The following is a 12185-nucleotide window of genomic DNA, read 5'->3' as shown; positions in this document are numbered from 1 at the left end:
AGGCGACTATTTCCGGCTCGCGTTAAATAGTTTCTCTTTCTCTTCCTTGGTCAGGCTTTCGTAGCCCCGGTCGCTTATCTTATCCAGGATGGCATCAATTTCTTCCTGGGGCACCTTACTGGTGGTTTGTTTCTTTGATGGCCGGGCATCATCACTGCGGTAGGTAACTTTTACTTTCGGTTTGTTTTTAAACAGGTCCTTAAACCAATAAATGGTGGTTGTAATCCAACCGCCCCAGTTTACACCGGCCTGAAGTTGCTTCATGTAAATAAAACCGATCAGCGCCCCACCCAGGTGGGCAATGTTGCCGCCAAGGTTTACACCCTGGCGAACATACAATACCGAAAGCACAACATAGAAGATGGCTATGTATTTGATGCGCACCGGTCCGAAAAACAACAGATAGAAAGTATAATTGGGTAGTAAGGTTGCCGTACCCACCACAATGGCATAAATAGCACCGGAAGCGCCCACCATTTCGGCCTTACCAAAAAATTCCGGATTCAGGTTATAGAGCAACAGGTAACTGATGCCCCCCGTTAATCCGCCAAGAATATATAAGGCCACCAGCTTATCGCTGCCCAGGTACTCTACAAACACACGCCCAAACCAATACAATACCAGCATGTTGAACAGAATATGGAAAATATCCCACACGCTGTGCGAAAACATGTAGGTTATGAGCGTCCATGGACGGGAGAAAAACTCACTGTACCCCGAAGGAATGCTGAACTGGCGGTAAACCAGTTGGAAAAAATTTTCAGTACCAGTAATCCAGGTAACAATGTCAATACTTACCAGAAATAAAAACACGGTTACGTTGATGATGATCAACTGAACGTGGGCATTGTTATACCGGTTAAACGCGTTTTTAAATTCTTCGAACATGGCTGTTAATAGTAGGTGCCGCCCTGACTGCGCCAGAATTTAATTAAAATATAAGCCACAACAATACCGCCAAGGTGTGCAAAATGAGCAACACTGCCACTGCGGTCCATTAAAAAAGTTAACCCCCCCATTATAAAAACCAAATATTTTGCCTTAACCGGAATGGGCGGTATCAGCAGCATCACTTCCATATTGGGGAAGAGCATTCCAAAACCCATCAGCACTCCGTAAATGGCGCCCGAAGCCCCCAACATGGCACCTGCGCCACCGCCAAAAATCAAATCAATCCCCACACTGAACAGCGCAGCACCTACTCCGGTTACCAGGTAGAAAAGCAAAAACCGTTTTGAACCCCAGAAGGTTTCCAGTATCGGACCGGTAAAGGCAAGCATGAGCATATTAAAGAAGATGTGCATGAACCCACCGTGTGCAAACATATAGGTAAACAACTGGTAGGGCTGAAAGTACGCGCTGCGTACATTGTACAATGACAAATAAGCAGTAACCTGAGGCATAATTGCCTGAAGGATGAATACGATTACATTAATGATGAGCAGGTTTTTAACGGTGGGTGTAAGGTTAAACATGAAGGTGATTATCGGTTAAAGTACGTTTGAATTTTGGGTAAATCAAGAATAAAAAATGTTAGTCGGCCATCCAGATTATAATTTGATACCGCGCACTTAAATAACTGTTTAGCTATAGTCTTCATTATTTCAGGCTCAAGCTTATCGCCCGCTTTAACAGCTGCGCGCATGGCGAGCGAGCGGGCCAGGTTTTCGTTAAGCGGCAATGCCAGTTCGGCCTGGTTGCCTTTGAATTGCTCGATTAAGCCTTCGAGCAATTCCTTTTCCCGGCCCGGGGGCAACCCGGCAGGTATGCCCCGTATTTGTACGGTATTCTTTCCAAACGGCTCAAACCGAAATCCGAGCGCGAGAATTTCGGGTGTCATTTCGGTAAGCAGGGCATAGTCGGCCGGCAAAAATGTAACTGCCTGCGGAAACAGGCATTGCTGGCTTTCACCTGATTTGGAATGGAGCCTGTTCAAAAACTGCTCATACAAAATACGTTCATGTGCAGCTTGCTGATCAATAATCAAAAGCCCGCGAACTACCGGCTGAATAAGGTATTGATTAAACAATTGAAATAATTCACCAGTTAATTCCGGTTCAACCTGGGGCATCTCATCAAACAATTCACTTTTTTCATCTGTACCGAGCAACCGGCTGTTCGGCAACCCGGTTTCAAATAACTTTTGCCAATCTGCGGAAGAACGCATGGTTGACGGCTGAAACCGTTCTTCAAAATACACTTCCTTAGGCTGGCTGCTTTGGCTCAGTTTAGCGATGATGTTCACATCTTCCGAAAAATCGATAGAAGGAGCCAGGCTGTGAGTGCCCAGCGCCTGCCGGACGGCCGCACGGATTACCGCGTAAACTGCACGTTCATCATCAAATTTGATTTCGGTTTTTGTCGGGTGCACATTAACGTCAATGTGCTTCGGATCAATTTCAATAAATAACACATAAAACGGAAACGAATTTTCTGGTAGCAGGCCCTCGAACGCATTCATTACCGCATGGTTCAGGTAATTGCTGCGGATAAACCGGTTGTTGACAAACAAAAACTGCTCTCCGCGGGTTTTGCGCGCAAATTCAGGTTTACCCACGTAACCGGCTACCTTTACAAACTCCGTTTCCTCCCGGCATGCCGCAAGCTGCTCTTGGTACGCACGACCAAACAGGTTAACAATGCGTTGGCTGATCTTTCCGGCAGGTAAATCATAAATCAGTTCATCGCCCTGAATCATCAAAAAAGCAACCGAAGGATTTGCCAGAGCCAGTCGTTGAAACTCATCCACCACGTGCCGCAATTCTACCGGGTTGGATTTCAGAAAATTCCGTCTGGCCGGGATGTTGAAAAACAAATTTTTTACGCTGATGCTTGTTCCTTTATCGCAGGCAACAGGCTCTTGCTTTTTTACTTCCGAAGCCTCTACCACCAGTAACGTGCCCAGTTCTTTATCGGCAAGGCGGGTGCGCATCTCAAGTTGCGACACAGCCGCAATAGAGGCCAGCGCCTCACCCCGGAAGCCCATCGTGCGAAGCGTGAACAGATCTTCTGCCCTTCTAATCTTGGAGGTAGCATGTCGCTCCAAACTCATGCGGGCATCGGTTTCGCTCATGCCGCTGCCATCATCAATAACCTGGATTAATGTTTTACCGGCATCTTTAACAATAAGCTTTACTGATGTACAGCCTGCATCAATAGAATTTTCAAGCAACTCCTTTACAGCCGAAGCAGGCCGCTGCACCACCTCACCGGCAGCAATCTGGTTGGCAATGGAATCGGGTAATAACTGAATAACATCCGGCATGAATGTGCAGTTACCGTTTCCGGAATTTTAAGTAAAGATAAAACGGAACGATCAGCAACAAGCCGTATATCGCGGATGATCCATAGTGCAAATAAGCAATCAGCCAAACAGCTAAAAAAGTAAGAACAATAAGGCGAAGTAAACTTGCCGAAGGATCGGCCTGGGCAGAGGATGTTTTTTTTGCCCCGCGAAACGAGCCGGTTATACGCTGTCGATAACCCTGCGTCTCGGTTTCTTCATCAGCACTTTTATTCATCCCCAATTCTGTGCGGATACGTTCTTCCCGTTGCTTGCGTTCTTCCTCCATCGGATCGTAATGCCGCGGAATAAAATTAAACCTGCGGTGCTTCGGTGTTTTAATGAAGAGCGATGGAATTTTCATGGAAATCAGAAAACTGGGCCGATTTGTATAATTTGGGCGTTACAAAAATGAACTTATTAGGGTTGAATTACAAAACTTGTAACGGTACGCCCGGCAAAAAAGTTTGGGCTATACTGGCACTCTGTACGGTGCTTACAAACCCGGTATTCGCGCAGACCACAAAAAAGCTATGGGTTGACAGCGTATTTCAAACCCTTTCGGTAACTGAAAAAATCGGCCAGTTATTCATTGTTCCCGTAAACGCAAAAGATTTTGAACAGGCTGAACGCACTGTTAAACTTATCGAAAACTATGGCATTGGTGGCGTGGTTTTCACCCAGGGTGGCCCGGTTGGTGTGGCGGGTCTGGCTGAAACACTCAGGCGAAAATCAAAACTGCCCCTGTTTATCGGCATGAATGCCGAAGAGGGCCCCGGTAATGTGTTGGACAGTACCGTGGTCTTTCCGTACACACTTATGCTGGGCGGCATCCGTAACGATTCACTAATCTATGCTTTCGGTAAAGAAATTGCCCGGCAACTCCGCTTACTCGGTGTTAATCTCAACTTCGCCCCCACGGCCGATTTGAGTACAGCCTTTCAAACCGATGACTTGATTTACCACACCTTTGGCGAAGATAAAAACAACGTAAGCGCTAAGGCCTCTGCCTATATGCGCGGATTAACCGATGGAGGTGTTATTGCCGTAGTCAAGCATTACCCGAAATACGGGTTGGTAGTTGAACGGTTCGATAAAGGTGTACCTGTTGTTACTTCCGGTTCAATAAATGAAGATGATTTGTTTGTACTTGAACGATTAATCCAAAGCCAGTGCCCGGCCATACTTACCGCGTACCAGCACAATCCGATTTTCCCTGAACGCAGAAAACCATTTACCCCTAAAAACAAAGTGGTTTCAAAAGCATTGCCCATGTTATACACGGCCGACTACCTGAAGAAGAAAACCAACTTTCAGGGCTTGTTCTTTAGCTACATACCCGATGTAAAGCAGGTGCTGAACAAGTACCGCCCGGGCGACTCGGAACTGTATGCCTTGCAGGCCGGTAATGATGTATTGCTGTTTCCGGAAAATATACCCGCCACCATCAGAAGAATTCGAAAAGCCGTAAAGCGAACACCGGCACTTTCAGCTCAACTGGATGCAAGTGTAAAAAAAGTACTTTCCTTAAAGTATGAATTTAAGCATCAACCTGATTTACCTGCAGAAAAAGAAAGCCTCATCAGCCAACTGAACATCCCTGAAACCAACCTGTTGCAACATAAGCTGGCCATTAACTCGGTTGCCCTGGTCAAGAATGATAACAGCTTATTACCCCTTGCCAACCCCGACCAACTTACCGTGGCCGCTTTATCAATTGGTGAGCGGGCAAACCAGCCCTTTACAGAGTACCTCAGTAAATATGTGCCCATCAAGACGTTTTCATTGCAACAACCGGAAGATACCACAGGACTGCCGGATGAACTGAAAAAATTTAACGTGGTTATTGCCGGAGTATTTCCCTACGCTACACAAATTGAAAACGAGTATGCCCAGTTGCTCAATAAGTTAAATCAAAGCACCAACCTGGTTGTTTGTAATTTCACCTCACCCTCCAAAATAAAATTATTCGATGCCGCCCCTGCAATTTTTCAGGTTTATTCCGATGAGGAATTCCTTCGCAAATTAATACCGCAAGCAATTTTTGGCGCCCGGCCGGTGGGGGGCTTTATGCCGGTAACCATCAGCCCCGCTATACCCGCAGGCTCCGGCATTGAACTCCCTCCGTTACGTATACTTCAGTTCGGTCAACCCGAAGAAGCAGGGATGAGCAGCAGGGTTTTGGAAAAAATAAACGGTATAGCCCGCGAGGCGATTGACACCAAAGCAACGCCCGGATGCCAGGTGGTTGTAGTACGAAGAGGTAAAGTAGTATTTCAGCAATCATACGGGTGGTTTACATACGACAACCAAACTGCAGTTACCAATCAAACTATCTATGATCTCGCTTCCCTAACAAAGGTATCGGCTACGCTGCAGGCCATTATGTTTCTGCACGAAAAAGGCATCATCGACATTTATAAGAAAGCATCGGTGTACCTGCCGGAGATGCAAAACTCAAATAAAAAAGACATCATCATAAAGGATATCCTTACGCACCAGGCCGGACTGGTACCGTTTGAACCGTGGTACCCCCTCACCATGAAGGACACCACCTTGCTTTCTCATTATTACAGCCGTGCAAAAAGCGATAAATACCCGTTGCAGGTTGCACCAAACCTGTACGCTGCAGAACACATTAAAGACTCCATCTGGAACTGGACGTTAAAATCAAAACTAATCACCAAACCCAACCGTACCCCGTATCCTTTCCGCTACAGCGATTTAAGTTTCATTATCCTACACAGGCTTGCCGAAAAAATGCTGAACCAGCCATTGGATGATTTTCTTCGCCAGAATTTTTATGAACCACTTGGCGCCTATACACTCGGCTATTCACCGCTTCAGCGATTTTCGCCATCGGAGATTACCCCCACAGAGTACGATAAAATTTTCCGGAAATCCATGATTGTTGGCACCGTGCACGATGAGCGTGCCGCCATGCTGGGGGGCAACTCCGGCCATGCCGGCCTGTTTGGCAATGCCCTCGACCTTGCCAAACTCGGGCAAATGCACCTGCAACTGGGCACGTATGGCCGCTATCAATACTATAAACCCGAAACCATTACGTTGTTCACCAACAAACAATTTGATACCAGCCGCAGGGGCCTTGGTTGGGACAAACCCTTGTTGAACGATTTTGCCAGTCCAACCTCGTGGTGGGCATCAACAAAAACGTATGGCCATACCGGCTTTACGGGCACCTGCCTGTGGATTGACCCTGAGTTCGATTTAGTATATGTTTTCCTGTCAAACCGAGTTTATCCTGACCGGAACAATAAACTAATTAGTGCCAATATCCGTTCACGGATACAGGATGTTATTTACCAGTCAATTTTTGAATATTGTAAATAAACCGGCTGAATGGACCAGATTAAAATAGGCATTGTTTGTTATCCCACATTTGGCGGTAGCGGTGTGGTGGCCACCGAACTGGGTAAGGCCCTGGCGCAGGAGGGGCATAAGGTGCATTTTATAACCTACTCGCAACCCAGCCGCCTGGATTTTCTGAATGAAAATCTGTTCTATCACGAGGTAGATTTTCGAACCTACCCGCTGTTTGAGTACCCGCCTTATGAACTGGCCCTGGCCAGCAAAATGGTAAACGTGGCACTAAATGAAAAACTTGATTTGCTGCACGTACACTATGCCATTCCGCATGCTTCGGCTGCTTACATGGCCAAACAGATTTTAAAAACACAAGGTATTGTTATGCCAGTTGTAACAACGTTACATGGCACGGATATAACACTGGTGGGAAAAGATCCCTCATACGAACCCGTGGTTACCTTCAGCATCAACCAGTCCGATGGTGTAACAGCTGTATCCAACGATTTGAAACGCGAAACCCTGGAGCACTTTAGGGTTACACGCGAAATTGAGGTGATTCCAAACTTTATTGATCTGGCCAAGTTTAAAAAGCAAAAGAAGGATCACTTTAAAAAAGCCATCTGCCCCAACGGTGAAGCATTAATAGTACATACCTCGAATTTCAGAAAAGTGAAACGCATTGGCGATGTGATTACGGTATTTTACAACATCCGCAAAGAAATGCCGGCCAAACTGCTGATGATTGGCGATGGGCCTGAGCGCATCCAGGCCGAAGCCCTGTGCCGCGAAATGAATATCTGTGAAGATACCCGCTTCCTCGGCAAGTTAGAGGCTGTTGAAGAAGTGCTCTCTGTAGCTGACTTGTTCCTGATGCCCTCTGAAAAAGAGAGTTTCGGATTGGCTGCCCTGGAAGCCATGGCCTGCGAAGTGCCGGTGGTATCCTCCAATGCAGGCGGTATACCTGAATTGAATGTACAGGGAGAAACAGGCTACCTCAGTAACGTGGGCGATGTAGAGGACATGAGCAGGAAAGCGCTGGTTATTTTAGATAAGGATAACCTTCCGCGATTTAAGGCGGCTGCTTTAAAGCGGGCGTACGAATTTGACATTACCCGTGTTTTACCGGTGTATGAAAAGCATTACGAAAAAGCCATTGAGCGGGCTCACCGGAAGGTGGTCGCTTAATCTTTTTCAAATATTTGTAATCGTTTATTTTTGCAACTCGAACGTTTGTTATGGCTGAAATTAAACCGCAGAATAAGGGAACCCGGCAGCTTTTTAAGAACCCCGTTCTTGAGAAATTATCACGAACTCATATAGCTGTGCCGCTGATTATCTTCTTCTCCTATGCCGGAGGCCTGCTTTACTGGAGTGTTACCCACACCACGCTGACGGCCGGTTTAACCACTCTTTTGTTTTTCCTAGGCTGGCTGGCTTTTAGCTGGGTTGAATACATGGTGCATCGACACGTATTTCACATGGCCACCTACACGAAGTGGCGTGAGAAGTTTCAGTACACTATGCACGGGGTGCATCACGAATTTCCGAAAGACAAAGACCGGCTGGCTATGCCGCCCCTGTTAAGCGTAACCCTGGGTACTATTTTACTTTTGTTGTTCAGGTTAATCATGGGCGATTTCGTGTTTGCCTTCCTGCCGGGATTCCTGGTAGGCTATGCCTCCTACCTGGGCGTACATTATATGGTACACGCCTACCAGCCGCCTAAAAACTTTCTTAAAGCGTTATGGATTAACCACGGAGTACACCACTACAAAAACGGAGAGATTGTTTTTGGCGTTTCTTCACCCCTGTGGGACTATATCTATGGTACGATGAGGGAAAAAGAGCCAAAGACGCAAACCGCATAAATCCATACCCTGGCGAATCCCGTCAGGGTTTTTTGTTTCTTTATTTCCTCATACCTTTTACAGAACAATACCGGCACCCATGCAACAGCCCCCCCATACCGGTTTGGTAAAAACAGCATCTGAAAAGATAACAGCCAATACTCAGCAAGTCGCCAAACTCAAAAAATTAGTTAGCCAGGGTGAGAGTCAGACGCTGGAATTTAAACGCAAGGCAGCTTACCCGGAAAAAATTGTGCGCGAAATGATTGCCTTTGCTAATACGAATGGCGGTACGTTGTTGCTGGGCGTTTCGGATGACAGAACAATACCGGGGCTCAAGTTCCCGGAAGAAGATTCATTCGTTATTAAAAAAATGATTTCCTCGTGTTGTCGTCCGGGTATTCCTTTTAGTGAAGCACTTATTCAAGTTGCTTCCAACCGGTTTGTTATTCGGTACGATATACGTTCTGGACCAAAGAAACCTTACATTTTAAGGTTTAGCGGAAGGAAAGAAAGTTTTATCCGTGTGGGAGACAAAACAATAAAAACCAGCCCTGAGATGCGCGAAATATTAAAAAAGAGAAGCAGCAAACGCGATAACTGGTTTACATATGGTGAGCATGAGCAACTTTTGTTTGCTTACCTTGTCATAAATCCATTCATAACCGTTAAAGAATTTTCAATAATAACCGGCCTTAACCGGTTTAAAGCATCGCGCAAACTCGTACGATTAGTTTTGGCAAATGTGCTGAAAATTACACCCACCCAGCGTGGCGATCAATTCTCATTAATTAGTTGCTGATAAAATCCAGCAAAGGCAGGGAGGTAAATTTATTAAAAAAATAATCATTTTGGGGACTATCAATTTTGCAAAGGATTTTGTTCCTTTCACAAACCAAGTTCTTTGCGCAGTATGCCGAAACCCAAAAAGGAGAAGAAGATCTTCGTACTGGATACTTCTGTCATCATCTATGAACACAATTCCATCCTCAATTTTGATGAACACGACATCGGCATACCGATAACCGTGCTGGAAGAACTCGATAACTTCAAAAAAGGAAACGACACCAAAAACTTCGAGGCCCGCGAATTCATCCGCCTGATCGACAAACTGGCCAAAGACCAGATGCTGCACCACTGGAACCCGATTAACGGCAAGGGTAAAGGCGATTTTAAAGTACTGATGGACACCGGGGGCAACGGCTCGGTGGATGCCAACAAGGTGTTTAACGAAGACAAGCCCGACCACCGCATACTCAACTCGGCTTTGCTGTTGCAAAAAGAAGAGAAGTCGCGTAAAGTAATCCTTGTATCAAAAGACGTGAACCTGCGGCTCAAGGCAAAGGCCCTGGGCCTGCAGGCTGAGGATTATACTACCGGTAAAATCAAAAACATCTCATCGTTGTACATTGGCCGCACCATTCTGGAAGACGTAAATGCCGATGCCATTAACCTGATTTACGAAAAAGGCTATTGCCCCCCCGAAGATGTACTTGGAAACATTACTCCTGAGAAAAACCATTACTACATCCTGCGCAGCGGAAAGAAGTCCGTGCTTGCCTATTACAATCCGTTTAACGGGATGGTTGAACACGTGGAGAAACGGGCTGTGTATGGAATAAAACCACGAAATGCCGAGCAGGCCTTTGCCATCCATGCTGTGCTTAAACCCGACATCCGGTTGGTTTCACTACAGGGTATTGCCGGTACCGGAAAAACGCTGATAGCCTTAGCCGCTGCTTTAGAACAAAAGCGTGAATTCAAGCAAATTTATCTGGCACGCCCTATTGTGCCGCTTAGTAACAAAGACATCGGCTACCTGCCGGGCGACATCAAATCAAAACTCAACCCCTACATGGAGCCCTTGTGGGACAACCTGAAATTCATTCAAAATCAATACAGCGAAACCGATAAAGAGTATGCCAAAATCACCGAAATGGTAAACCAGGAAAAACTGGTGATAACCCCGCTTGCATACATCCGCGGGCGCAGCCTGTCCAACATTTGTTTTATTGTGGACGAAGCCCAGAACCTGACTCCCCACGAAGTTAAAACCATTATTACCCGGGCCGGGGAGAACACAAAAATCATCTTTACAGGCGATATCCACCAGATTGACACACCCTACCTCGACTCGCAAAGCAACGGCCTGTCGTACCTGATTGACCGGCTTAAAGACCAGGAGTTATATGCACACATTACCCTGGAAAAAGGCGAGCGGTCGGAGTTAGCCAACCTGGCAAACGACCTGTTGTAGGGCATTCTGCTTAGTGCAAGAGTTTCGTAATTCTTGCGTAAAAAAAGCCTGCTAACCCGTCAAAATCAGGCTTTTAACAATTTTTCGGTGTTTAAAAGGCGTAAGAATTCGGGCCTTCCGGTCAATAAATCCTTCATCCATTAGATTGTATAACCAAACCTTAGCACCCTGAAATAACAGCAAAAAGCAAGACTCAAAACAAACCCGTTTCTTTGTCGTGCCATTGGGCATAAACACTACAAAAGAAATGATTGACCGTTTGATTTTTAAACTGATGACATTCCGGAAGAAGATTGACTACCTCCGTAATGAGGGTACTATTCTGGGCACGCGACTAAAAAACGGGCGCAAAGCCTATTTGTACATTATTAAAGATTTCTGTGCCGAAGTAATCTATCAGAAAGACAATGCTGAACTTACAGCAGAACAGATTACCACATTTGCAAACGTGAAGGAATTTAACAGCTACCTGGAACGCGAGTTTCGTTCAACTTTCTGAATTACTTTTTCAACAGCCGGGCAACCGTTTCGCCAATATCGGCCGGTGATTCTACTACATGAATTCCGCATTCGCGCATGATTTTCATTTTGGCCGCAGCGGTATCTTCGGCCCCACCAATGATGGCTCCGGCATGGCCCATTCTTCTTCCCGGGGGTGCTGTTTGTCCGGCAATAAAACCTACAACGGGTTTTTTGTTTCCATTCTCCTTTATCCAGCGTGCTGCCACGGGTTCGTAGTTACCGCCAATTTCGCCAATCATCACAACAGCATCAGTTTCCGGGTCGTTCATAAGCAACTCAACAGCATCCTTGGTTGGGGTACCGATAATCGGATCGCCACCTATACCAATTGCCGTTGAAACACCCAAGCCGGCTTTTACAATCTGGTCGGCCGCTTCATAGGTTAACGTTCCTGATTTTGAAACCACGCCTACTCTGCCTTTTTTAAAAACAAAACCCGGCATAATACCTACTTTAGCTTCACCCGGAGTTATTACACCCGGACAGTTAGGTCCAATCAGCCGCACGTTTTTGCTTTGGATGTACTTTTTGGCAATCATCATATCCTTTACCGGGATGCCCTCCGTTATGGTAATGACTACCTTAATGCCGCCATCAGCCGCTTCCATAATGGCATCGGCTGCAAAAGCCGGAGGAACAAAAATGATGGATACATCAGCACCGGTTTTATCCACAGCTTCCTTAACGGTATCGAATACAGGACGGCCCAAATGCTCGGTTCCGCCCTTACCGGGAGTTACCCCGCCAACCACATTGGTGCCATACTCAATCATCTGGCCGGCATGAAAGGTCCCTTCCGAGCCGGTAAACCCCTGTACAATTACCCGCGAATTTTTATTGACTAGTACACTCATGTGATAGGATTTGGTGTTTACAAAAATAGGATAATCTGCCGTTCAGCCAAACCATCAAAAACAAAACAGCCCTCCGCGTTAGCGGAGGGCTG

General features: G+C 46.2%; 11 protein-coding genes. 6 read left to right on the top strand and 5 right to left on the bottom strand.

Going from position 1 to position 12185, the window contains the following annotated elements; translation table 11 throughout:
• Positions 1-6: 6 nt before the first annotated feature.
• From HRU69_06895 to HRU69_06880, 4 genes are read right to left on the bottom strand one after another with little or no spacing between them, the layout of a single operon-like run.
• Positions 7-888: a rhomboid family intramembrane serine protease gene (locus tag HRU69_06895; protein QOI97232.1), complete on the bottom strand. Its 882-nt coding sequence runs from the start codon at positions 886-888 to the stop codon at positions 7-9.
• A 5-nt stretch (positions 889-893) separates the two neighbouring features.
• Entirely contained in the window at positions 894-1475 is a 582-nt protein-coding gene (locus HRU69_06890) for a rhomboid family intramembrane serine protease (GenBank protein QOI97231.1), read from the bottom strand.
• Between the two features lie 8 nt (positions 1476-1483).
• Positions 1484-3265 carry a DNA mismatch repair endonuclease MutL gene (gene mutL, locus HRU69_06885; protein ID QOI97230.1) on the bottom strand — a complete coding sequence of 594 codons (1782 nt, stop codon included), beginning with the start codon at positions 3263-3265 and terminating at the stop codon, positions 1484-1486.
• A 10-nt stretch (positions 3266-3275) separates the two neighbouring features.
• Positions 3276-3647, bottom strand: a complete 372-nt coding sequence (locus tag HRU69_06880; protein ID QOI97229.1) for a hypothetical protein — start codon at positions 3645-3647, stop codon at positions 3276-3278.
• Between HRU69_06880 and HRU69_06875 the strand changes: the two genes are divergently transcribed.
• From HRU69_06875 to HRU69_06850, 6 genes are all read left to right on the top strand, one after another.
• A complete protein-coding gene (locus tag HRU69_06875; protein QOI97228.1) occupies positions 3635-6637 on the top strand; it encodes a serine hydrolase in 3003 nt (1000 codons plus the stop codon). The two genes, HRU69_06880 and HRU69_06875, sit on opposite strands and share 13 nt — an antisense overlap.
• Positions 6638-6655: 18 nt before the next feature.
• Entirely contained in the window at positions 6656-7798 is a 1143-nt protein-coding gene (bshA, locus tag HRU69_06870) for an N-acetyl-alpha-D-glucosaminyl L-malate synthase BshA (protein ID QOI98849.1), read from the top strand.
• Between the two features lie 50 nt (positions 7799-7848).
• Positions 7849-8481 (top strand): sterol desaturase family protein, encoded by a 633-nt coding sequence (locus tag HRU69_06865; GenBank protein QOI97227.1) that lies wholly within the window; start codon positions 7849-7851, stop codon positions 8479-8481.
• Between the two features lie 79 nt (positions 8482-8560).
• Positions 8561-9262 (top strand): ATP-binding protein, encoded by a 702-nt coding sequence (locus HRU69_06860; GenBank protein QOI97226.1) that lies wholly within the window; start codon positions 8561-8563, stop codon positions 9260-9262.
• Between the two features lie 111 nt (positions 9263-9373).
• Positions 9374-10717, top strand: a complete 1344-nt coding sequence (locus HRU69_06855; GenBank protein ID QOI97225.1) for a PhoH family protein — start codon at positions 9374-9376, stop codon at positions 10715-10717.
• Positions 10718-10964: 247 nt separating this feature from the next.
• Complete coding sequence (locus HRU69_06850; protein QOI97224.1) at positions 10965-11216, top strand: hypothetical protein; 252 nt, start codon at positions 10965-10967, stop codon at positions 11214-11216.
• Position 11217: 1 nt separating this feature from the next.
• Here the strand turns inward: HRU69_06850 and sucD are convergent, their stop codons facing one another.
• Positions 11218-12093: a succinate--CoA ligase subunit alpha gene (gene sucD, locus HRU69_06845; GenBank protein ID QOI97223.1), complete on the bottom strand. Its 876-nt coding sequence runs from the start codon at positions 12091-12093 to the stop codon at positions 11218-11220.
• Positions 12094-12185: the final 92 nt, after the last annotated feature.

This window comes from Flammeovirgaceae bacterium (assembly GCA_015180985.1).
In the GTDB taxonomy this organism is placed as follows: Bacteria; Bacteroidota; Bacteroidia; order Cytophagales; family Cyclobacteriaceae; genus UBA2336.
The sequence above is the reverse complement of the archived record's forward strand: the minus strand, read 5'-3'. Positions and strand labels throughout refer to the sequence as shown.